Genomic DNA, 21,706 nt, shown 5'->3' with positions numbered 1-21,706 from the left:
ATGGGATGGGCTGAGCTGGCGCCCGCGCGGCTGGAGAACGACCATGTCCTGCTCCGGCCGATCGAGCCGACGGACCGGGCGGCCTTGTGCGCGATCGCGCTCGATCCGGATATCTGGCGGTATTTCGTCTCGCTGGTGGAGTCCGAAGCCGACTTCGACGCGTTTTTCGATGCGGCACTGGATGATCAGCTGGCCGGGCGCCGGGTGGTCTTCTACATCATGGACAAGGCCAGCGGCCGGGCCGCGGGCAGCATGAGCTACGGGAACATGGCCGAGCGGGACGGCAGGCTCGAGATCGGCTGGTCCTGGCTCGGACGGGACTTCCGCGGCAGCGGGCTCAACCGGTGGGCGAAATACCTACTGCTGGAACACGCCTTCGAACGGCTCGGCGCGGAACGGGTGGAGTTCAAGACCGACGTGCTCAACGAGCAGGCGCGCCGGGGCCTGCGCAATATCGGAGCGGTCGAGGAGGGTGTACTGCGCAGCTTCAATCCGATGCCCGGCGGCCGTCGCCGGGACGCCATCTTCTACAGCGTGCTGCGCGGCGAATGGCCCGGCGTCAAAAGCAAATTGGCGGCATATCCGAAAGTGCAGTTGGCGGGCGCCGTCGAATGAGCGCGGTCCTGCGGACTCCGTTCGTCCGAGCCGAGGGGGATTCCTTCGCCCTCGGCTATCAGCACGGCCAGGCCAGAGCCGCCGACCTGCGGGCCTTCCTGGACGACGGACTATGCCGGTTGAACCGGATCCTGCCCGAGCCGGTGTCACTCGCGGAGTTACGGCCGACGATCGACGCCTATCTGGCCGAGATCACCGCTGCGACACCGGATCTGGCCGAAGAGATCCGCGGTCTCGCCACCGGGGCGAATATCGACCCGTACGAGGCCGCGTTGCTGCAACTACGCCGTGAAATCCTCGGCTACCAGAAAATTCCGACCGCCGGAGACTGCACCACGTACGCACTGGCCGGTGCCGAACCCGTGCTGGCACAGACCGTTGATCTCAATGGCAATCTGGACGATCAGATCAGTGTGCTGGAGATCGTGCGTGCCGGGACGTCCCGGCGCGTTCTCGTGCTCAGTTTCGGCGGACTGCTCGGCTACCTCGGCCTCAACAGCGACGGGCTCGCGGTCGGGTTGAATCTCGTGCTGGGCGGCCAGTGGCATCCGGGTGTGCCGCCCTACCTCGCCATCCGGCATCTACTCGACAACGCGGGCACCGTCGAGGAAGCGGTGCGCGTGTTGCGGAAGCTGCCGCTGGCGAGTTCGCGCAACATCGTCTTGTGCGACAAGGACACTGCCGCCTATGTCGAGGTGCTCGACTCGGATTTCCGGGTCGAGTACAGCCTGAATACCGCGCACACCAATCATTTCCTGCATCCCGACCTCGCACCCCGGGACGAGATCAACGTGTTCGCCCGCAATTCGTCGGTCCGCAGGCTCGAGCAGTGCCGGAGCCGGCTCGCCACCGTGCCCGCCGATCCGGAGGACCATTTCGCCGTGCTGTCCGCGCCGCCGATCAACGTCACGGACAACGGCGATATCCGTCGCGAGCGCACCGTCGCCGCCGTCGTGCTCTGTCCGGGTCGCGGCCGGCTGTACCTGCGGCCGGGCGACCCCGCGGCGCACGCCACCGAAATCTTCACGCTGTCCCAGGAGCAACGATGAGCTTCGATGCGGGCATCCTCGCCCTCCCCTTCTACGAGCCGCGACATGTAGAGCGCGCGAGGCAGATCGAGAGCTGGTGCGCCGAGCACAGCGAGCTGTGGGACGACCCGGCCGATCCCGATGCGACCGGGCTGCGGATTCTGCGGGCACTGGGCGAACACGGCTGGCTGGCGGCGCTGGATCCCGCTGCGGGGCCCGCGGGCCTGGCGGCAGGCGACTGCCGCTCACTGTGCCTGCTGCGCGAGGCGCTGGCCTACGCCGACGATCTCGCCGACTTCGCCTTCTCGATCCAGGCCCTGGCCGCGACGCCGATCGTGCGGCACGGCAACGAAGAACAGCAGCGGCGGTATCTGGCGCCGATGGCGAAAGGCACCCTGTGCGGCGCGTTCGCCATCTCCGAACCGGAGGTCGGCTCGGACGTCGCCGCGATCGGCTTGCGTGCCGAGCGGGTTGCCGACGGCTATGTGCTGAACGGTAAGAAGGCCTGGATCGCCAACGGCGGTATCGCAGACCTGTTCTGCGTCATCGCGCGAACCGGCGAGGGTCCGGGCGCACTGGGCTTGACGGCGTTCCTGGTGCCCGCGAACACCCCGGGACTGACGGTGGGGCAACGAGTTCCGCTGATCGCTCCCCGATCCTTCGCCGGTCTCGAGTTCGTGGACTGCCATCTGCCGCACGACAGCGTGCTCGGCAGACCTGGCGGCGGTTTCGTGATCGCGATGGAGGTACTCGAACGGTTTCGAATGACCGTGGGCGCCGCGGCAATCGGGTTCGCGCGCCGGGCCACCGACGCCGCGCTGACCCACGCGAAGAACCGGTCGATGTACGGCGGCCGGCAGTTCGACCTGCAACTGGTGAAGGCGACGTTCGCGGAGATCGAGGTGGAGCTGAACGCCGCGGCCTTGCTGGTGGCCCGCGCCGCCTGGGAGGCCGACCGCGGCGATCCGGCGGCGGCGAAACACTCCAGCATCGCCAAGCTGTACGCCACCGAACACGCGCAACACATCGTGGACGCCTGCGTGCAGGTCTTCGGTGCCGCGGGACTGGTCGCCGACAGCGTGCCGGAGCGGCTGTACCGGCAGATCCGGTCACTGCGGATCTACGAGGGCACCTCCGAGGTGCAGAAGCTGATCATCGCGGGCTCGCTGGGCGGCCGGGGGCGGGCGAAATGAGTGCGTTCCTGTCGCGGCCGCCCCGCCGCTCGGCGCGGGTGCGGCTGTTCTGCTTCCCGCATTCCGGCGGCGGCGCATCGGTTTTCCGTGGCTGGCATCAAGAGCTGCCGGGTTGGGTCGACGTGCTGCCGGTACTGCTGCCCGGACGGGAGGAACGCGCGGGCGAGCCGCCGCTGGCCGATCTGGACGCCTTGGCCGACGCGGTCGTCGACGCGCTCCGTCCGCATCTCGACGCGCCCTTCGCGCTGTTCGGGCACAGCCTGGGCGGCCTGCTGGCATACCAGGTGGCGCTGCGGCTGCACCGCGCCGGCGCACCCGCCCCGGTCGGCCTGCTGGTGGCGGGTCTGGCCGCAGCGCACCGGCTCACCCAAGACCCCATGCACGAACTGCCCGACGACGAGCTGCTCGACCGGATCTTCGAGATGGGCGGCACCCCAGCCGAATTGCGCGATGAGCGCGATCTGCTGCGCGCGGCGCTGCCCGCGTTGCGCGCGGACGTCACGATGTTCTCCACCTACCAACATCGGTCCGCCGCGCCGGTGGAGTGCCCGATCGTGGTGTTCAGCGGCCGGGACGACACCCTGGCGGCACCGGACGATGCCGACGCATGGGGTGAACTCACCGATGGGGCCGTACGGACGCGCGTATTGTCGGGCGGCCATTTCTTCGTCCGGACCCATCGCCGCGAGCTGACCAGGATGGTCACCGCCGAGCTGCGCCGCTTCCTGCCGCCGGTCGACCGGCCACGTTCGGCCGCTGTCCCGGAGCCCGTCCGACGCGGGCGCATCGAACCGGTGGCCGTCGTCGGCATCGGCTGCCGCTTGCCGGGAGCCGATGACCCGCAAGCACTCTGGCGGCTGCTCGTCGACGGCGTGGACGCGGTGACCGAGGTACCGGAGCGGCGCACCGAGCACCCCGCCGTGTTCGGCCGGCTGCCCGCGGTGCCGTCCGGATTTCGCCGCTTCGGCGGATTCCTCGACGACGTCGAGGGTTTCGACGCCGCCTTCTTCGGTATCTCGCCCCGAGAGGCCGACCGGATGGACCCGCAGCAGCGGCTGCTGCTGGAGGTGGCCTGGGAGGCCTTGGAGGACGCCGGGATTCCGCCGACCGCGCTGGCAGGCACGCGCACCGGCGTGTTCGTCGGGCAGATGGGCCGGGACTATTGGGAATTGCAGGCCCGGCAGAGTGCACTCGACCTGCACGCGCTGACCGGCGGCGGGCTGCCCTCGTTCCTGTCCGGCCGCATCTCGTTCGCGCTGGACCTGCGTGGCCCCAGCGTCTCGGTCGACACGGCGTGCTCGTCGTCGCTCACCGCGGTGCATTTAGCCTGGCAGAGCTTGCAACTCGGGGATTCGGACCTGGCACTGGCCGCCGGGGCGAATCTGGTGCTGCTGCCCGAACTGGCCGCCATCTACGAGCAGGTCGGGTTGATGTCGCGGCGGGGTCGCTGCCGGTTCGGCGACGCCAGCGGTGACGGCTTCGTCCGCTCCGAAGGAGTCGGCGTGGTGGTGCTCAAACCGTTGGCGCAGGCCCGCGCCGACGGAGATCGCGTCTATGCGGTGATCGCGGGCAGTGCGAGCAATAACGACGGCAGCGGCGGTGGTTCGCTGGTGGCCCCGGCCCAGGAGGCCCAGGAACGGCTGCTGCGCGACGCACTGGACCGTGCGGGGATCGATCCGGCTGCGGTGGATTATGTGGAAGCCCATGGCACCGGCACCAATACCGGTGACGCCATCGAGTTGCGGGCGCTGTCCCGAGTGTTCGCCGGAACGCGGCCGGCGGGGCGGCCCTGCCTGGTCGGCTCGGTGAAGACCAATATCGGCCACCCCGAAGGGGCAGCCGGCATCTCGGGATTCATCAAAACGGTGCTGAGCCTGCATCATCGGCTGGTTCCGGCGAATCCGCTGCTGACCGAGCCACATCCGGTGCTGCTCGAGCCGGACACGCCGCTGTTGATGCCGACTGAACCTGTTGCGTGGCAAGAGGATTCGACTCCAGTCGCCGGTGTCACGTCGTTCGGCCTGTCCGGCACCAACGTGCACGTCGTGCTCACCGCGCCGCCTGTCGATTCGACACCGGACGGCGATGACGAGCCGCAGCCCTTGGTGCTGCCCCTGTCTGCGCGCGATCGTGATGCGGCACAGGCGCTTACAGCCGCCTACGCGGACCGGCTCGACGGCGAGGACCCGGTCACGGCGCGGCGGGTGTGTGCCGTCGCCGCGCGCGGTCGAGCACATCACGAATGGCGGACCGCGGTGGCCGCGCTCGACGGTGACGGGCTGGCCGAGGCGTTACGCGCCCAACTTCCCGATGAGCTCACGCAACGGCCGACCGGCGGAGTCCGCGTCGCCTTCGTCTTCCCCGGGCACGGCAGCCAGTGGGTCGGCATGGGCCGCGAGCTGCTGAACAGCTCGGCCGCCTTCCGCACCACGATCGAGAGCTGCGACGCGGCAATCCACTCCGCGGCCGGTTGGTCACTGTTGAAGGTGCTCGCCGACGACGACGGGGCGGAGCTGGCGAAGACCGCGGTGATCCAACCGGCCGTGTGGGCCATGCAGGTCGCGTTGGCACAACATTGGCGCTCCTGGGGCATCGAGCCCGCTGTGGTCATCGGGCACAGCTTCGGTGAGGTGGCCGCAGCCACGGTCGCCGGGGCCATCGATCTGCGCGCGGCGGCCGAACTCATCTGTCGCCGAGGCGAACTCACGTCGCAGGCGGACGGCCTGGGTGGCATGATCGCCGTGGCAATGCCTGCCGACGAGGCACAGGCGGCGGCCGCGCGCTACGGCGACCGGCTCGTGGTGGCCGCGCGCAACAGCCCGCGGCTGACCGTGCTGTCCGGCGAAAGTGACGCGCTGGATGGGTTACTCGCCGAACTGCGCGACACCGGGGTGCGTGCCGGGCGGGTGCGGATCAACTTCGCCTCGCACAGCCGGTTCATGGATCCGCTGCAACCGCGGCTGATCACCGCGCTCGCCGGGATGCGGGCCGAACCGGTGGCTGTGCCGCTCAGGTCCACCGTCACCGGTGAGCGCATGTCCGGCCCTGATCTCGACGCGCGGTACTGGGCCGACAACCTGCGGTCCACCGTTCGGTTCGCCGACGCGATCGCCGCCGAGAATGCGCTGGGACCAACAGTTTTCCTCGAGATCAGCCCGCATTCGGTGCTGGTGCAGGCCATCGAGCAATGCCTCGCCGACAGTACCTCCGGTACGGCGGTGGCCGGATTACGCAGGGACACCTCCGAAACCGCTCGCCTCGCGGAAATCGTCGCCCGCCTCTACACCGCCGGTGTCGATCCGGACTGGTCCGCGATCTATCCGACGTTCAGCATTCCGGACGAGATGCCCACCTACCCGTGGCAACGGCGCCGTACCTGGTTCACTCCTGCCGAGTCGGTAGCGGACACACCGGTCTACGCGCAGCCTGCCCCACCGGCACCGGAAGTCCCGGACGGTGGCGGCCTGCTGGACACCCTGACCGCCGAACTCGGCGCGGTACTCGGCCTTCCGGCGCAACGGATTCCGCGTCGGCGGCCATTGCGCGACGTCGGGTGTGACTCGCTGGCCGCCGTCGAGATACGTGCCAGGCTGGAACAACGGTGGGGAACCGAGATTTCGTCGAGCGCGGTGCTCGCCGCCAGCGTCGAAGACCTCGCCGAGGCGATCATCGCTGACCACCCGGATGCGGGTGACCGGAGAGAAATGGAGGGATAGCCGTGACATTGCCGCAATATCCCGGAGGCGGTCCTGCCATGCCGTCGCTACCGGAGCACGACCCCGACGACCCGGTCGAGAACGCGGTGATCAGCAGGCTCACCGGTAACTGGCATCGGCGCGCGATGGTGAAGCGCCCCGAGCCCGACCTCGACGAGCTGTTCGAACCCGCCCGCCCCGATTATCCGGAGGGTCTGGTCCCGTTCCGGGAGCATCCGACCTACCGTGCGCTGGACCCCGACATCAAGGCGCGGATGCTCGGCTGGGGCTGGGTGGCTTTCAACAAACACATCATGGACACCGAGCAGCACGTGGTGAATCCGACCTTCGCCCTGGTCATCGAGGACACCTTCGACACCGGCCTCGACATGGACATGCTGACCACCGCCATGACGCAGGCGATGCTCGACGAGCAGTACCACACCCTCATGCATCTCAATGCGAGTTCGGTGATGCGGCGCCGCCGCGGCTGGCGGATGCCCGAGACGGCACTACCGCTCGGGCACAAGGCCGCTCGGCTCCGCCAGCGCATGGCACGGAGCGAGCAGGGTTGGCAGCGCGAGCTCAGCGCCCTCGCCTTCGCCACGGTCGCCGAGATCTCGATCAACTCCTACCTCGACCTGATCGCCGAGGACGACGAGATCCAGCCGATCAACAAAGTCACCGCGACCATGCACAACCGCGACGAGTACTGCCACTCCTCGATCGCCGACGAGGTCGCCAAGGCCGTCTACCACCGGCTCGGTCCGGCGCAGCGCGCGCTGTTCCGGGAGGCGATGGTCGACGGGCTGGAGGCGTTCGCCGCGAACAACTTCCCCACCTGGCATCGCATCGTCGATCTGGTCGGTGTGGAGGGCGGGCACGAGATGCTGCGGGAGGTCGAGCACGACACGTCGACCAAGCGGCTGCTGTCCAATTTCAGTGGGCTGCACAAGTTCTGCAGCGAGCTGGACATTCTCGAGGAGCTCACGTTCGACTGGTCCACGGTGACGATCGAGGGACAGTGAGGGCCGAAGCAGAGGATGGCACTACGGCGCACGCGGCCAAATCCGCTGTGGCGGTGCCGATCTGGTTGGTGGCGGTCGGCGTCTCGCTGGTCGCGTTGAATCTGCGGCCGCCCATCACGGCGATCGCGACGCTGATGCCGCAGGTGCAGCAGCAGGAGGGATTCAACAGCACCGTGGCCAGCCTGCTGGTGGCGGTGCCGATCGCCTGCTGGGTGGGCTTTTCCGGCCTTACGCCGCGGATCGGGCGCGAGCTGGGGCTCAACCGCACGATCGGCTTCGCGCTGCTGGTGTTGCTGGCGGGCTTCGGGATTCGGCTGCTGCCCGGCGTGGTGGCGCTGTTCGCCGGGACCGCGATCATCGGCCTTGCCATCACCGTGGGCAACGTGCTGGTTCCAGCTGCGATCAAGCGCGATCACCCCGGGCATGTCGGACTGCTGACCGGGCTCTACACCATGTCCCTGTACACCGGGGCGGCCGCGGCCTCCGGAATCACGCTGCCGCTACAGGACGCCACCGGCCTCGGCTGGCGTGCGACGCTGGGGCTGTGGGCGGTGCCCGTTGTCGTCGCGTGGCTGGTGTGGCTGCCTCAGTTGCGCGTCCGCAGCGATGTCGGTGCCGGTCCCGCGGCCGAGGGCGCGCCGCGCAGCTTGTGGTTGCAGCCGCTGGCCTGGGCGGTGACAATCTTCTTCGCCATGCCGGCGTTGCTGTTCTACACCGTGTCCGCTTGGCTGCCAACGATTCTCGTGGATGCGGGCATGGACGCTTCATGGGCGGGCGGCATGCTCTCGGTGGCCAATCTGGTTGCCGTTCCCTCGGCACTGGCCATGTCCATTGTGGTGAACCGGAGCGAACGGCAGGTCTGGGCTGCGACATCGACCGGTGCGGTGTTGGCCATCTCCTTTGTGGGACTGTTGATTTCGCCGACCGGCGGGGCGATCGTATGGATGATTCTGCTCGGTGCGGGGTTGGGGGCGGGCACCGCGATCGGGTATTCCTTACCGCTGCTGCGGGCGCGTGATGCGCAGACGACCGCGAAGCTGACTGCGATGAGTCAGATCGCCGGGTTCGCGCTGTGCGCGGTCGGTCCGGTGCTGGCCGGTGCGCTGCACGATCTGACCCATGCCTGGACCGCTGTGCTGGTGTTGCTGGTGGTGCTGGCCATCGTGCAGATCGTTTCGGGGGCGCGGGCCGGAACACCGCGCTTCGTGTCATGAATCTCGGTTTCGCGAGTCCATCAGAAGTTCGGCGATAACGCCGCACCGGGCGTCCTACTTGTAGTCGATCCTTCCGATCGGGTCGGCCGCCGCCATGAGATCGGCCTGCACCTGCTTCCACGCCGTGTCATCGATGCCGAGGGCACTGCGGAGGAAGGCCCAGGACGCCGTGCGAATCAGCGCGACGCGCTCGGGGCTTTCGTCGGTGGTGTCCCTGGCGTTGTAGGCGTGGACCCCGCCGAGCGAGTGGTCGCCACCGAATACGGTGAGCAGGCTCTGCGCACCGGGGCTGTAGGTGTACACGTCGGTGAACCAGTCGGGGCCGCGGGTCGAGAGGTGCGACTGGTCGTTGTCGCCCGCTATCACGAGGGTCGGCGTGGTCAGCGCGTCGAAGTCCGGGCGCATGAAGGGGAAGTTCTGCGCGGCGAACGGCGTCAAGTCGTCGCCGGCGAGGCCGGTCGTAGCAAGCAGCACCCCGGCTTTGACGCGCGAATCGGTCAGGTCGGGGCCGGGCTGTCCGTCCGCGCCGACAACGCGCGCGCCGAGCAGCATGCCGACGGTCTGTCCGCCCCAGGAGTGTCCGGCGACCGCGATGCGCTCGCGGTCGATGCGACCGCCGAGGCCCGGAACAGCGGCGACGACATGGTCGAGTTCGTCGAGGACGCGCCCGACGTCCTGGACCCGGATGCGCCAGATCTCCGAATACCGCGGGTCGGCGGGGGTGCGGCCGAGGGTCCGTGAGTCGAGGAACGTGGGCTGGACGACGACGAATCCGTTGCCCGCCCAGAAATCGACCAGCGGGTCGTACCCGGACATCGACTCGCCGAAGCCGTGCGCGAGGACGATGACCGGGAGATCCGTGCCGACGGCGGGCGCCGACACGCGCACCTGGAGGTCGTCGCCGCGCTGCGGTGCGGACAGGACGACCGGCTTGACGCTGATGATCGGTGTGGTCAGCGCGGGGACGGCGCTCGTGACGGGTGTGGACATGGGGAGGTTTCCTTCGATCGACGAATGCCGCGGCCGGGCTGCGGCAGCTTCCGACGGCATGAAGCACCGGATAAGGTGTTAATCGGAACGCTGCTCCGAATATACGGAGCAATGTTCCGATTAGCAAGAGGAACTCGAAACCCTGGGAAAGGAGGGCAGCGTGGAGCCGACCGCCAAACGCGCGGACGCCCGGCGCAATGAGAAGGCTCTGCTCGATGCCGCGGCATCGGTCTTCGTCACCGACGGGGTGGACGCACCGGTACGCCGGATCGCCGCAGCGGCAGGCGTCGGCATGGGCACGATCTACCGGCACTTCCCCACCCGCGCGGATCTCGTCGTCGCCGTCTATCGACACCAGGTCGACGCCTGTGCTGAAGCCGGGCCCGCCCTGCTCGCGTCGGCGGCGTCACCGTTCACCGCGCTGCGTCGATGGGTGGACCTTTTCGCCGATTTCCTGGTCACCAAACACGGGCTCGGCGCGGCGATGCGGAACGACCCCGACACCTTCACCGCCCTGCACGCGCTGTTTCTCGATCGCCTCGTGCCGGTGCTCGACGGTCTCCTCGCCGCCGCGAGGAACGCGGGCGAGGTCACCGCGGAATTCACCGCCTACCAGCTGCTTCGAGCAATCGGCGACATCTGCGCGGGCGCGGAGATGGTCGACGCTCAGTACGACCCGCGCCTCACCATTCGACTACTACTCGATGGATGCCGGTAGGGCGCTACGGTTTGTCCGGACCAATTCTGCGTGGCTTGACCATGCGCCGTGTGCCCGCGGCCGGAGCATCGTCGCCGGCTCGTTTCCGCCTCAATGCGCCGAAATCGATGACACTCGCGTCCTGCTCGGCGTTGCTCGGATCACCCTCCGGCGGGGCGTGCCACGTCGCGCCCGGGGCGACCGGCCATGCCCCTGTCTCGCGCTGCAATTCTGAACGCATAACCGGCCTGGTCGGGGCGGGGTCGTGGACGGAGCCGCCTTCCGAACGCCACGTTTTACGCGGACGCTCGCCCGCGTCCTCCGTCATCCGCCGCGGACGATGCGGCAGCCGAATGAGTTTCGACGCGCCGTCTGCCGCCTCGGAGCGACCGGTCTCACCCGTCTTCATACCTTCCAGCTTCCTGCGCACCCGTTCCACCGCATCGAATCTGTTCTCACCTGACCCCGGCGAGGAGCCGTGACCAGGCATTTCCCGCTCCGACATCGAGCTAGCAGCCGACGAATGCCGCGGCACTCGTCAGCGCCACTGTCGCCGGTACCCCGAGCTGATCTCTGAACTTCGTCCTGATTGCATAGCTCACGCCCGTATTCTCCCTCAGAACTGTCGCCCGCGTTTTCTGCCCTGTCCCCAGTGCTGCCGAAGCCGGGCCCGCACCATCCTCGCCCAGCGAGTAACCACCGCGATCAGCGCTCGTTACGGCACCAGCAGATACCACTCCGCGAAGGTGCCGCGAATGGGCCAGGAGACCGCCATCACCTTGGCCGGCCCCGTCCCCACCCACAAATCGGTCGTTTCGGTATCACCCTGCGCGGCACCGGTCTGGACGTAGACATCCTGAGTGCGCAGACCCGCCGAACCCACCCAACCCAGCTTCACCCGGTTGCCGCACGGCCCACCCAGATAACCCCGCGGCGTCACATGCGCCAGCACGTGACCGGGACGACCAGGGGCGGCCTCCAGCGCGATATCGATCGCGCCCGCACAGAGCTTCGCGTCGCCGAACGAGTAGAGCGTGCTGCCGATCGTCGTGAATTGCGGCAACGGGTCCGCCTGCGCCGGAGCCTCCGCCATCCCGGCAACCAACGCCCCGATCACCGCCGACACCATCCCCGCCACCATTCGCCGCGCCCACATCAGTCGATATCCCTTCCCACATAACACCATTCGTGGCAACGCCACTCACCTCAGCCGGATACCCCGATCGCACACCTCGCGTATCGGGGTTGTTTCACGGGTCAGCGTAGCGAAACAACCGACTCGCGGTGGCAAGTTAAGCCCCACCTAATCCCTTCTGAAGTGCAACTCCGCCAACAGAATTCGCTTGATGGTGCCGATCCATGTATCCCCCGAGTATCAGGGGCAGGACAACTCGGGACTTTCTCCGCCGTCCCGCCCTTCCTAATGTTGTCGTCAACCCGCCGACGACACCGGCGCCGAGTCGGAAGACTCCCATTGAAAGGAATCATGCGAAACTCCGTATTGGTCGCCCCGCTTTTCGCGACCGCGTTCATGTTGGCTGGGACGAGTACCGCGGCGGCCGAAACCACAGCCAATGCCATCGGCGGCGCCGAGCAGATCACGGTGTCGGTGAACTCCGACGAAAAGTACTGGGTCGGGATGGTGCAGGTCGACGATCAACTCCAGGATTTCGTGCTCGGGCCGGGCGGCGAGGGGATTGTCGGCCCGTCGTACGTCATCAAGAATGTCCGACCGGGTAGCCACCGCGTGGTGATCACCGTCGGGGTCGACGGTGGTTTCGGAAATACGATGCTCGACCGCAATATCGAAGTCACCAAAGCGGACGCTCCGCCCACAGGTTCCGCAGGTCGGTGACCGGTTAGTACACTACCGCCCGCTTCGAAGGCTCATGCGCATCGCGCATGAGCCTTTGTGCATGCCACGAATGTCATCCGGATGCCGGTGGGGTCGTCCTCCGATAGGAGGACGCGGCCGGAACGTCTCCGGCTTTACGTTTGATCCAGCGCAGGACGGATCGAAATGCCGCCCTCGGCACCACGATTGCCGAATACATTCATGACAGGTGGAGACGGAAATGCTGGACGTTATTCGTGACAATCCGGTCGCGACCATGATTGTGGTATCCGAGGTCGGGCTGTGGGTATTGCTGGCGGCGGGGATGATCGCGCGGTACCTGTTGCGGTTGCGGGCGGTGGGCGCGGCATTGCTGTGGGGAATTCCGCTGCTCGACGTCGCCCTGATCGTCGCCGCCGCAGTCGATCTGCACCGCGGCGCGCAACCGGGCCTGATCCACGGACTCGCCGGGGTATACCTCGGTGTCAGTGTCGCCTTCGGTCCTGCCATCGTGCGCTGGGCGGATGTGCGTTTCGCACACCGATTCGCCGGAGGTCCGGCGCCGGTGAAGCCGGCGAAGGGAACGCCCGAGAAGGTGGCGGCCCTGTGGAAGGAGTGGAATCGCGCCGTGCTCGCTGCGGCGATCGCCTCGGTGGCGCTGGGATTGATCATCGTCACTGTCGCGGAAGGCGAGCAGGCAACCAGCCTGTGGTGGTGGGTCGGCCGGTCCTGGACCGTCGTCGGACTGTGGCTGGTGTTCGGTCCGCTGTGGGAAGAAATGTCCGCACCCCGCAAAACAAAGCAGTCGTGATCCATCACCGAAACGGCGCAGACACGCTCCGCACTCGTTGTCAGACAACGCCGTTCAGTGTTCGCGCGAAGTAGCGCTCGAGGTCCGGTCCGTCGGCCGGAGCCAGCACGTGCTCGATCCAGGCGCGACGCTCGAAGTCGATAATGCCCAGTTCCCACACACATCCGATCGCCGGACCGGGATGGACGGCGAGTCCGCCGGTCTCCAGCCCCGGCGCCGAGAAGAGCTTCTGGTGCACCTCATTGTGCTCCGACCACCAGCACACCAGGACATAGCAACTCGCTGCGCTCTGGTGTGCAATGACAAATCCGGCGGCATACCGACCATTCGAACGCGCCGAATCAGGAAACGTAGCGGCAGCCAATTCCACTGCAGCACTTGCTAATTCCGCGCTGACGGTTATCGCCGGGATCGAAAGCCCATACAACTTCGTTGTCCACTCCCCCACCGAGTGACACCCCAGAAACGACACCTGTCGCGGTCGGTATCTCGTCGAGTCGGTACGCGCACGTTCGTCCTGGCTACCCACCTGATCCATCCAGCCAGGATCCACCATGTGCGCCCGGCGCGCATCAGGCGCCGAGTTGGTAGTCCGTGTCAGCAGGGTCGGCGTGTGAGCACGGCGGCGAACCACTCTGCGACCTCGGGGCGCGAGCAATCGATGATCCAGTGCAAACCGTGTGGACTGGTCAACGTCAGGTGCCCGTACTCCATGATCGGCAGGGGTGGGTTGTGGCGGTATCGACGATCGGGGCCGCCGCGTACGTTGACGAACTGCCATGTTGTGTCGACCTGAATCCCGTCGCGGGGTGGCGGTTCGGGTTCGATCACCCACTTTCGGTGGCAGTCGACGTGCAGATGCCGATAGTCGACGTCGCTCCAGCTGTCGGCGGAACGGACGAGGATTCGGTCAGGTAGGAACAGCAGTGTGTGGCGGTCGTGGGAGATCGTCGGTACGGCGATGTTCGTGAAGGATGCGTGGCGGTCTCGAGCTGCGCGTCACCGCCTTGCGACTGATCTGAGTTTCGGCGCCACCGCTGACCTTATATCCGTAAGTGCCTGCGACAGAGACAGATGCCTCGACGCGCCATGCTCCGCCGAGTGCGACAACAGAGCGGTAGCCGTCGACGAGTTCGTTGAACCAGTCCGAGATCGGGCCGGTCGCCTCATACGCCACGGCGACCGTCCGATTACGGCGGTCCCACCACCACAACCACATCAAGCCGGGGACGCCGGCAGCGAGCACGGTGATCGGCATCCACAGCAGTTTCGATGTTGCGGCGACGGCGGCTGTCAACACCAGTGCGACTGCGCCCCAAGGCAATAGAGCGTTGTAGCGACTCGCTGCGCTCAACTGATCGAGCAGATCGCCAGGGCCAGTCGGCACCAATCGAGTTGCGTCGAAACCGGTTTCGTCGGCCCCGTCCATCCCGCCGAGCGGCGTCGCTGGCCTAGGCGTCGCATCAGCTTGCGCGCGAGGCGACGAGGACAGCATCCGCCGGTAGTGCAGCCCATGCGCACTGACATGCACATAGGTCCCCCGCGGCCCGCTGCCGACGCGGAATCCCCGCACACCAACACTGGCACCGACACCCGACTTGGAGACGTTGATCCGAAACGGACCCGCATTCACCGACTTGCGCGAATAGAACCCCACCGGCACCCCCGATCCCGTAGCGCGTTGTCCAGATTCTATGCCGCCGACCAGCCTGTGCGGCTCGCTACGAGCTCAATCCGCTGCGCCCGCGAGCGGTCAGCCGAACCAGGCACGGGCGCGTCGCGGACGCGTTCGACGTTCACCACTTCTTGACTTTCAGTACGAAAGACTGACAATATTAGTCAGATAAGCTGACTAATATTGCAGCAGAATACCCGGCGACGGCGTCGCCGTCAGCGAAGGAAGATCGACCATGGGATGGTCAGAATGGCAAGAGACCAGCGTCGCGTGGCACATGCAGCCCAGGGAGATCACCGCGGCCGGCGATGAGGACGTACTCCGCGTCATAATCCGGGACAAGAACGACGATTTGCACGAGGCGGTCTACCTCGGCAACAGCTACTGGGCGTCGAACGAGAACATCGGCCAACCAGCCGCCTCGAGCCTGTCCGGAGTGCCGGCCCTGGCCTGCATCACCGATCGTCGCGATCTGTTCGTCAATGCCGGATTCTCGCTGCGGCACCGCTCGTGCACCAGGCCGCAGTCGTGGACCCGATGGGAAGATCTCGGGCCGGTTTTCCCACTGCCCGCAGGCATCGGTGCCGGACCAGCGGTGTGCCGGAGCCGTTGGCGGATGGACATTTTCGCGCTGTCGGCCACCGGCCCGCCGTTCGAGATGCTGCACATGTACTACGACGACAACCACGGATTCATGGGCTGGGAAACCCTCGGCGGCGAGTGGTACGACGCACCCGATAACGGATTCCGCACCCCGGCGGCGACCACGTGGGGCCCCGATCGGATCGACGTCTTCGCCGTCGGCCGGGACAACGGAATCCACCATCAGTGGACCGAGAACGCCGGCGTCGACTGGTCCGGTTGGTACGCGATCGGCGGCGTCACCGAGCACGGTCTCGCGGCATGCTCCTGGGGTCCGGGCCGCATCGACCTGTTCCACCGAGGCACGGACGCATCGATCTATCACGCATGGCTGGACGCGGACGAGGCGGGCTGGAACGGCTGGGAGGACATGGGCGGAGTCACCGATCACGCAGTGGCAGTCGGCAGTCGCGGCCGGGGTCGCCTGGACCTGCTGCACATCGGCACCGACGGCAAGATCTACCTCAAGGAATTCTGAGCGCCTCGGCCAACTGACGCGCGGCGATCATCTGTCCAGCCACTGGTTTTCACTGCTGGGAACGGGACACCGGGCACCGGCACAATGTGTCGAATGAGCGCACCGTATACCGATCCCGCCGTGTCCCCGGCACGAGCCGCCCAGCGACCACACGGGTGGCTACCGGAACAGGCCAGCGACAACCGGCTGGCACTGGCGGCGATGACCGACGGCTTCCTCGCCCTCCTCATCGGTATCGCGTTGTCACAGAAGGTTTTTCACGCTACCGACGGTGTCGCCACGTTTCTGGCTACGTTCATCCCCTGCGTGCTGGCAGCGTCATTCGTCAATCATGTCTTCGGCACGCTGCTGCTTCGCGGCAGTGTCGCCAAACTGCTGTTCGGGATGCGCGTGCTGCGCTGGAAGGACGGCCGCCGCCCGCGCTTCTGGCAGACGCTGGGGCGGTGGTTGTTCGGCTTCGTGGTCATCGTTTTTCAGTTCGTCCTGGAAGGCGCGAGCGTGGGGCAGGCATGTGGTCTGCGCACCGTACGGAGACGCGACGAGAGGGTTGCGGTGCCGCAATGATGGCCGGCCTGGACGAGCACGGCTGCGGTGGCCGCAGGAGGACATGAACTAAACCTTCACTCCAGCCCCGGGTGCGGATTTCGAGGACAACGACGCACGAAATAGCTACTGTCCGACTTTATTACGGGGGCCGCGTTCGATTCGGCCACCCGAGGACGGAGAGTGTGTTGAGATCCACCAGATGGACTGCGTTACTGGCGGCTGTCGTTTTGGCGACCGGGCTGGGCTTGACGGCCTGTTCCTCCGATGGAGGTGATGCGGCGGAGGGCGTGGTCACCGTCAACGGCGGTGAGCCGCAACATCCGCTCGTTCCGACGAATACCAACGAGAACCAGGGCGGCCGCGTGGTCGACCGCTTGTTCGCCGGCCTGAAGTACTACGACCCCGACGGCGTGGCGCACAACGAGGTGGCGCAGTCGATCGAGTCGACCGACCGGCAGCACTATCGGATCACCCTCGCGCCGGACTGGAAGTTCACCGACGGCTCCCCGGTGACGTCGAAGTCTTTCGTCGACGCGTGGAACTACGGTGCGCTGAGCACCAATGCCCAGTTGCAGAGCTGGATCTTCGCCTCGATCGTCGGCTACGACGAGGTGTCGGCGGCTCCGCCCAAGGCGCAGACGATGTCGGGGCTGAAGGTGGTCGACGACCGCACGTTCACGGTCGATCTCACCCGCCCATCGATCGATTTCGAACTCTCACTGGGATTCACGCCGTTCCGTCCGCTGCCCGCGGTGGCCTACCAGGACATGAAGGCGTTCGGCGAGCGCCCGATCGGCAACGGCCCGTACAAGTTCGCCGGCCCGGATGCCTGGCAGCACAACGTGCAGATCGATCTGGTGCCGAATCCGGATTACCGCGGCAAGCGTCCGGCGAAGAACAAAGGGCTGCGGTTCGTGATGTACCAGTCCTTCGACACCGCCTACGCCGATCTGCTGGCCGGCAACCTCGACCTGCTCGACACCATCCCCGACAACGCGCTGACCAGCTTCAAGAACGATCTAGGCGACCGCGCCATCCAGAAGAAGACCGCGCGTTACGAGCACATCGGATTCCAGCCCACCGTGCCGCATTTCGCCGGCGAAGAAGGTGTGCTGCGCCGCAAGGCGATATCGCTGGCCATCAACCGGCCACAGATCTCCGAGGCCATCTGGCACGGCACCAAGGTCCCGGCGCGCGACTTCACCTCCGCCAGCCTCCCCGGTTACAACGACAATCTCCCCGGAGTGGACCTACTGGCATACAACCCGGACGAGGCCAAGAAACTGTGGGCGCAGGCCAACGCCATCGCGCCGTGGACCGGTCGCCTCGAGATCGCCTACAACTCCGACGGCGGCCACCAGGCCTGGATCGAAGCAGTCGCCAACAGCGTCAAGAACACCCTCGGTGTGGAGGCGATCGGCGCACCGTATCCGACCTTCAAGCCGTTGCGCGACGCGATCACCAGCAAGTCCATCCGCACCGCGTTCCGTAACGCCTGGCAGGGCGACTACCCGACGATGCTGAACTTCTTGATCCCGCAGTATGTCTCCGATTCGGCAAGCAACGACATCGGCTACGTCAATCCTGAATTCGACAAGCACATCACCGCCGCGCTGGCCGCACCCACTCCGGAGGAGTCCTACGCGCACATCGCGAAGGCGCAGGCCATCCTGTTCCAGGACATGCCCGACGTTCCGGTGTTCAACGACAACAACAACGCCGGACATTCGGACAAGGTGCGAGAGGCGAAGCTGACCTGGAATGGTCTGTTCGCTTACGAGGCTGTCGAAAAGTAGTCGTCGGTTGGGCATCGGTCAGGTGGGGCCGCAAACGCGACCCCACCTGAATGGCCGACCTCAACCGAGGCAGGTTCGGACGGCCTCGCCCAGGCTCGATGCCCGCGGGTCATCGGGTCGGAAGTTCCACAGGTTCGTGACGTAGCCGAAGCCGACACCGGCATCGGGGACCGCGAAGCCGATCGACCCGCCGGAACCGGGGTGGCCGAACGACCCCGGTCCGGCCATCGGCATGGGTGGGCAATCGCGCCAGAACCCGAGCGACATGTTGAACGAGCGGTTCGCCGGGATGTCCAACCCCGGCGGCAGGCCGTGCATCCGCGACTTGTCGGTCTGGACGGCCGTCGCCCGTTCGACGGTTGCCGGATCGAGCAATCGCACGCCGTCGACGTCGCTGACAGTGGCGGCATACATCCGGGCCACCGAGTGCGCGTCTGCGATTCCGTTCGCCGCCGGGAACTCCGCCGCGCGCCAGGCCCGCGTGGTGTAGTACGCGGACGCGGGGTCGGCCGCGTTGTCCAACGCGCCACCGAGCGAACCGGCGCGCATTTGCACCGAGTCGGGACCCCAAGCGGAATTGACCCACGCAGTGACCGTGTCCTTGTCGAGCCCGGAAGCCTCGGCCATTCCCGCGAGCAGCTCCTCCAGACTGAAGGGAGCGGCGTACTCGATCCGGGCCACGTGCTGCTCTTGTTCCTCGTGCAGCCCGATCCAGGCGCGCAGTCCGAGCGGGGCCGCGACCTCATCGGCGAAGAATGTGCCGAGCGACTTGCCGGAGATCCGGCGCACGAGTTCCCCGACCAGGAACCCGAAAGTGACGCCGTGGTAGACGTGTTCGGTGCCCGGCTGCCACAGCGGCGGCTGCGCCTCGAGTGCACGGATGACCGGATCCCATTCGCACGCCTGCTCGAACGTCAACGGGCCGTCGACAACCGGTAGGCCGGCCTGGTGAGACAGCAACCAGCGCACCGGAATCCGCTCCTTGCCCGCGTTGCCGAACTCCGGCCAGTACTGGACTACCGGCGCGTCCAGGTCCAGTTCCCCGCGCGCCGCCAGGATATGGGCACAGATCGCTGTTGCGCCCTTCGTGGTTGATGCGACCTGGACGATGGTGTTCTCATCCCACGGTCGGTTCGCCTGCCGATCGGCGAGGCCGTCCCACAGGTCGACGACGCGGCGGCCGTCGACGTAGACGCAGCATGCCGCACCTGCCTCGCCGTCGTTTGCGTCGAAGGTCGCCCGGAACGCGTCGGCGACTTTTCCCCAGCCGTCCTCGACACCGTTCTCGCGGGCGAAGTTTCCTTGCCCTGATGTCTTGCCTACCATTGCTGAATCCTTTTCCTAGGGACTTGAAGAATGTGGAGAAACCGACGCTCGGATCGCGGATACGTGAGCCGCTGCATCCCGCGTACAGCCTCGGCGCTAGCCCGGAGTCTCTGCACTGGATCTCGGTAGCCGGATCCGAGTTCGGCGATCACGGGCAAACCTCGATAGCCGTGCCGCGAGGCCCCCAGCAGGACCCCGCGGCCAGCGCTGCGCCGGTCGGCATCGGGTCAGGCGGCGTCCAGAGCCGCGGTGATCTTGCGAGCCATCGCAGCCACGACAGGACTGGGCTCACCGTTGCCTGACCCGACAGCGGCTTCGACCGCAACCAGCACGGTGCTGCGGAAGTTGGCGGCCTCACTTGCATCCTGCTTGCCGAGCAGACTCATCGCCGCAGTCAAAGCAGACAGCACCTGATCAGCCAATTCGGCGACCGACTTACCCGGCAGGTGAATGTCTTTCGACTTAGCCGAAAGCACATGCCCGACCAGCCCGGTCGCTGAGGTCAGCGCGATAGAACCCTGCGTGCTGCCTTTGTGCGGCGCACCGGCAGCCGCCAACAACGACACCGCCCCATAAGCAGCAGTCCGCACAGTGGCCTTGTCCTGATCGGTCAGGGTGATGATGTTCGACATGTCGTGTACTCCTCGAAATCGGTTGTGGCACCGACCGAAACCTTGTCGCTCCCGGTCGCTGTGTTCGATGTGCACACTGTCGCCGCACCAACTGACACGGCCCTGACACAGGGCTGACACCCCCACTGACACCACGATCGACCATCTACCCGCATCGTGGATCACCGTGGATTTGCCAGATCCGCGCCTGCGCGCCGGAGTCGAAACACTCGGCCGCGTCAGGTGTGATCCATCTGCCGTTGCCGTTCAGCGTCGTACCGGAGGCCCGGCCAGTCCGGGGCTTACGCGCTATTCACCACACAATCTGCGGTGAATAGGCCCGTTATTCACCGCACTGCTGACGATCGCGCCCCACCTTCTCCGCTACCTCGGAAGACTTCCTGCCTGTTCATCGGCCGGTTGGCAGGATCACCTCGGGGGTGAGGTCGGCGATGGTCGGGTAACCGTCGAGGCCCATGAGCAGGTCGGTTTCCTGTAGTAGCGCGTCCAGGACGTTGACGATGCCGTCGGTGCCGCCGCACGCGAGGCCGTAGATGTAGGGGCGGCCGATGCCGACGGCGGTCGCGCCCAGAGCGAGGGCCTTGACGATGTCGGCGCCGGATCGGATACCGGAGTCGAACAGGACGGGTAGCCCGTCGGCGGCCGCGACGACAGCGGGCAGGAGATCGATTGCCGCGAGGCCGCCATTGGCTTGTCTGCCACCGTGATTGGAGCAGTAGATGGCGTCGGCTCCCCCGTCTTTGGCGCGCCGGACGTCTTCGGGGTGGCCGATGCCCTTGAGGATCAACGGCAGATCGGTCAGCGAGCGCAGCCAGGGCAGGTCGTCCCAGGTGAGGCGGTTGCCGAAAATCGTGTTCCAGGTGTCCAAGGCGACCGAGGGATTGTCGTCGGGTGCGGTCGGCAGCAGCTTCTGGAATACCGGATCGGTGAGGTAGTTCGCGAGACACTCGCTGCGTAACCGGGGAGAGTCGGTCAGCGAGGGGTCACGCGGGCGCCATCCGGTGTGCCAGCAGTCCAGGGTCACCACCAGCGCTCGGAAACCGGCGTTCTCGGCGCGCTGCACCAGGCTTTGCGCCAAGTCGCGATCGGTCGGGGTGTAGAGCTGGAATATGCCGGGGGTGTCGCCGAGATGCGAGGCGACGGTTTCGAGCGGGTCGACGGCCATGGTGGACGCCATCATCGGCACTCCGGTGCGGGCTGCGGCTTGAGCGGTCGCGACCTCGCCGTGTCCTTGCGGATCGCACAAACCGATCACACCGACCGGGGCCAGGAACAGGGGGGTCGGCAGGCTCATGCCGCACAACTCGACCGACAGGTCACGGTGTTCGCTCGCGCGCAGCATACGAGGCAGCACACCGATTCGCTGGAACGCGGCCACGTTGTTGGCCTGGGTGGCTTCATCGCCCGATCCGTGCGAAACATAAGACCAGATATCGGCCGCCATCGTCGTGCGCGCTTCATCTTCGAGTTGGGTGTAATCCGCGAAATTCGTCACGCCGTCCCCTT

19 protein-coding genes are annotated in these 21,706 nt (G+C 66.6%); 12 read left to right on the top strand and 7 right to left on the bottom strand.

Translation table 11 applies throughout. The features are described 5' to 3' along the window. From NN4_RS23535 to NN4_RS23510, 6 genes are read left to right on the top strand one after another with little or no spacing between them, the layout of a single operon-like run. A complete protein-coding gene (locus NN4_RS23535) occupies positions 1–615 on the top strand; it encodes a GNAT family N-acetyltransferase (protein ID WP_147135290.1) in 615 nt (204 codons plus the stop codon). Next, positions 612–1,664, top strand: coding sequence for a C45 family autoproteolytic acyltransferase/hydrolase (locus tag NN4_RS23530; RefSeq protein ID WP_147135288.1), 1,053 nt, complete (start codon positions 612–614; stop codon positions 1,662–1,664). The genes NN4_RS23535 and NN4_RS23530 overlap by 4 nt, the downstream gene beginning before the upstream one ends. Beyond that, entirely contained in the window at positions 1,661–2,836 is a 1,176-nt protein-coding gene (locus NN4_RS23525; protein ID WP_147135285.1) for an acyl-CoA dehydrogenase family protein, read from the top strand. The genes NN4_RS23530 and NN4_RS23525 overlap by 4 nt, the downstream gene beginning before the upstream one ends. After that, positions 2,833–6,552 (top strand): type I polyketide synthase, encoded by a 3,720-nt coding sequence (locus tag NN4_RS23520; protein WP_147135282.1) that lies wholly within the window; start codon positions 2,833–2,835, stop codon positions 6,550–6,552. Before NN4_RS23525 ends, NN4_RS23520 begins: the two co-directional genes overlap by 4 nt. Positions 6,553–6,590: 38 nt before the next feature. Further along, positions 6,591–7,559, top strand: a complete 969-nt coding sequence (locus tag NN4_RS23515) for an AurF N-oxygenase family protein (RefSeq protein ID WP_147135279.1) — start codon at positions 6,591–6,593, stop codon at positions 7,557–7,559. Then, positions 7,556–8,773 carry a CynX/NimT family MFS transporter gene (locus NN4_RS23510; RefSeq protein WP_147135277.1) on the top strand — a complete coding sequence of 406 codons (1,218 nt, stop codon included), beginning with the start codon at positions 7,556–7,558 and terminating at the stop codon, positions 8,771–8,773. The genes NN4_RS23515 and NN4_RS23510 overlap by 4 nt, the downstream gene beginning before the upstream one ends. A 54-nt stretch (positions 8,774–8,827) precedes the next feature. Here NN4_RS23510 and NN4_RS23505 read toward each other — a convergent pair whose 3' ends face one another. Beyond that, on the bottom strand, positions 8,828–9,763 hold the full coding sequence (locus NN4_RS23505) for an alpha/beta hydrolase family protein (RefSeq protein WP_147135274.1): 936 nt from the start codon (positions 9,761–9,763) through the stop codon (positions 8,828–8,830). A 160-nt stretch (positions 9,764–9,923) separates the two neighbouring features. Here NN4_RS23505 and NN4_RS23500 point away from each other — a divergent pair, with 160 nt between their 5' ends. Further along, positions 9,924–10,481, top strand: a complete 558-nt coding sequence (locus NN4_RS23500; RefSeq protein ID WP_246181037.1) for a TetR/AcrR family transcriptional regulator — start codon at positions 9,924–9,926, stop codon at positions 10,479–10,481. 694 nt (positions 10,482–11,175) lie between these two features. On the opposite strand, the gene NN4_RS23495 is transcribed toward NN4_RS23500, so the two are convergent. Then, entirely contained in the window at positions 11,176–11,616 is a 441-nt protein-coding gene (locus tag NN4_RS23495) for a hypothetical protein (RefSeq protein WP_147135267.1), read from the bottom strand. Positions 11,617–11,946: 330 nt separating this feature from the next. On the opposite strand from NN4_RS23495, the gene NN4_RS23490 reads away from it, so the two are divergent. Further along, a complete protein-coding gene (locus NN4_RS23490) occupies positions 11,947–12,315 on the top strand; it encodes a hypothetical protein (protein ID WP_147135264.1) in 369 nt (122 codons plus the stop codon). Between the two features lie 220 nt (positions 12,316–12,535). Next, on the top strand, positions 12,536–13,105 hold the full coding sequence (locus NN4_RS23485; protein WP_147135261.1) for a hypothetical protein: 570 nt from the start codon (positions 12,536–12,538) through the stop codon (positions 13,103–13,105). A 40-nt stretch (positions 13,106–13,145) separates the two neighbouring features. Here NN4_RS23485 and NN4_RS23480 read toward each other — a convergent pair whose 3' ends face one another. Both NN4_RS23480 and NN4_RS47195 read right to left on the bottom strand, forming a co-directional pair. Continuing rightward, positions 13,146–13,370 carry a hypothetical protein gene (locus NN4_RS23480; protein ID WP_147135259.1) on the bottom strand — a complete coding sequence of 75 codons (225 nt, stop codon included), beginning with the start codon at positions 13,368–13,370 and terminating at the stop codon, positions 13,146–13,148. Positions 13,371–14,015: 645 nt separating this feature from the next. Then, positions 14,016–14,738 carry a DUF4236 domain-containing protein gene (locus NN4_RS47195; RefSeq protein WP_503826343.1) on the bottom strand — a complete coding sequence of 241 codons (723 nt, stop codon included), beginning with the start codon at positions 14,736–14,738 and terminating at the stop codon, positions 14,016–14,018. A 277-nt stretch (positions 14,739–15,015) separates the two neighbouring features. Between NN4_RS47195 and NN4_RS23470 the strand changes: the two genes are divergently transcribed. From NN4_RS23470 to NN4_RS23460, 3 genes are all read left to right on the top strand, one after another. Continuing rightward, positions 15,016–15,900: a DUF8189 domain-containing protein gene (locus NN4_RS23470; RefSeq protein WP_147135257.1), complete on the top strand. Its 885-nt coding sequence runs from the start codon at positions 15,016–15,018 to the stop codon at positions 15,898–15,900. A gap of 201 nt (positions 15,901–16,101) precedes the next feature. Then, positions 16,102–16,464 (top strand): RDD family protein, encoded by a 363-nt coding sequence (locus NN4_RS23465; protein WP_186818595.1) that lies wholly within the window; start codon positions 16,102–16,104, stop codon positions 16,462–16,464. 164 nt (positions 16,465–16,628) lie between these two features. Next, the gene (locus NN4_RS23460) at positions 16,629–18,242 is read left to right on the top strand and encodes a peptide ABC transporter substrate-binding protein (protein WP_186818594.1); all 1,614 of its coding nucleotides are present in this window, start codon (positions 16,629–16,631) and stop codon (positions 18,240–18,242) included. 60 nt (positions 18,243–18,302) lie between these two features. On the opposite strand, the gene NN4_RS23455 is transcribed toward NN4_RS23460, so the two are convergent. The 3 genes from NN4_RS23455 to NN4_RS23445 form a co-directional block, all read right to left on the bottom strand. Continuing rightward, a complete protein-coding gene (locus NN4_RS23455) occupies positions 18,303–19,568 on the bottom strand; it encodes a serine hydrolase domain-containing protein (protein WP_147135254.1) in 1,266 nt (421 codons plus the stop codon). A 227-nt stretch (positions 19,569–19,795) separates the two neighbouring features. Beyond that, positions 19,796–20,200 carry a hypothetical protein gene (locus NN4_RS23450; RefSeq protein ID WP_147135253.1) on the bottom strand — a complete coding sequence of 135 codons (405 nt, stop codon included), beginning with the start codon at positions 20,198–20,200 and terminating at the stop codon, positions 19,796–19,798. Between the two features lie 388 nt (positions 20,201–20,588). Then, a complete protein-coding gene (locus NN4_RS23445; RefSeq protein ID WP_147135394.1) occupies positions 20,589–21,644 on the bottom strand; it encodes an alpha-hydroxy-acid oxidizing protein in 1,056 nt (351 codons plus the stop codon). Positions 21,645–21,706 lie beyond the last annotated feature (62 nt).

The sequence above is a fragment of the Nocardia ninae NBRC 108245 genome, assembly GCF_007990755.1.
Classification (GTDB): Bacteria; Actinomycetota; Actinomycetes; order Mycobacteriales; family Mycobacteriaceae; genus Nocardia; species Nocardia ninae.
The sequence above is the reverse complement of the archived record's forward strand: the minus strand, read 5'-3'. Positions and strand labels throughout refer to the sequence as shown.

Coding starts and splice junctions, on each gene's coding strand:
- NN4_RS23535 (WP_147135290.1), top strand. CDS start 1: ATGGGATGGGCTGAGCTGGCGCCCGCGCGGCTGGAGAACGACCATGTC.
- NN4_RS23530 (WP_147135288.1), top strand. CDS start 612: ATGAGCGCGGTCCTGCGGACTCCGTTCGTCCGAGCCGAGGGGGATTCC.
- NN4_RS23525 (WP_147135285.1), top strand. CDS start 1,661: ATGAGCTTCGATGCGGGCATCCTCGCCCTCCCCTTCTACGAGCCGCGA.
- NN4_RS23520 (WP_147135282.1), top strand. CDS start 2,833: ATGAGTGCGTTCCTGTCGCGGCCGCCCCGCCGCTCGGCGCGGGTGCGG.
- NN4_RS23515 (WP_147135279.1), top strand. CDS start 6,591: ATGCCGTCGCTACCGGAGCACGACCCCGACGACCCGGTCGAGAACGCG.
- NN4_RS23505 (WP_147135274.1), bottom strand. CDS start 9,763: ATGTCCACACCCGTCACGAGCGCCGTCCCCGCGCTGACCACACCGATC.
- NN4_RS23495 (WP_147135267.1), bottom strand. CDS start 11,616: ATGTGGGCGCGGCGAATGGTGGCGGGGATGGTGTCGGCGGTGATCGGG.
- NN4_RS23490 (WP_147135264.1), top strand. CDS start 11,947: ATGCGAAACTCCGTATTGGTCGCCCCGCTTTTCGCGACCGCGTTCATG.
- NN4_RS23485 (WP_147135261.1), top strand. CDS start 12,536: ATGCTGGACGTTATTCGTGACAATCCGGTCGCGACCATGATTGTGGTA.
- NN4_RS23470 (WP_147135257.1), top strand. CDS start 15,016: ATGGGATGGTCAGAATGGCAAGAGACCAGCGTCGCGTGGCACATGCAG.
- NN4_RS23465 (WP_186818595.1), top strand. CDS start 16,102: ATGACCGACGGCTTCCTCGCCCTCCTCATCGGTATCGCGTTGTCACAG.
- NN4_RS23455 (WP_147135254.1), bottom strand. CDS start 19,568: ATGGTAGGCAAGACATCAGGGCAAGGAAACTTCGCCCGCGAGAACGGT.
- NN4_RS23450 (WP_147135253.1), bottom strand. CDS start 20,200: ATGTCGAACATCATCACCCTGACCGATCAGGACAAGGCCACTGTGCGG.
- NN4_RS23445 (WP_147135394.1), bottom strand. CDS start 21,644: ATGGCGGCCGATATCTGGTCTTATGTTTCGCACGGATCGGGCGATGAA.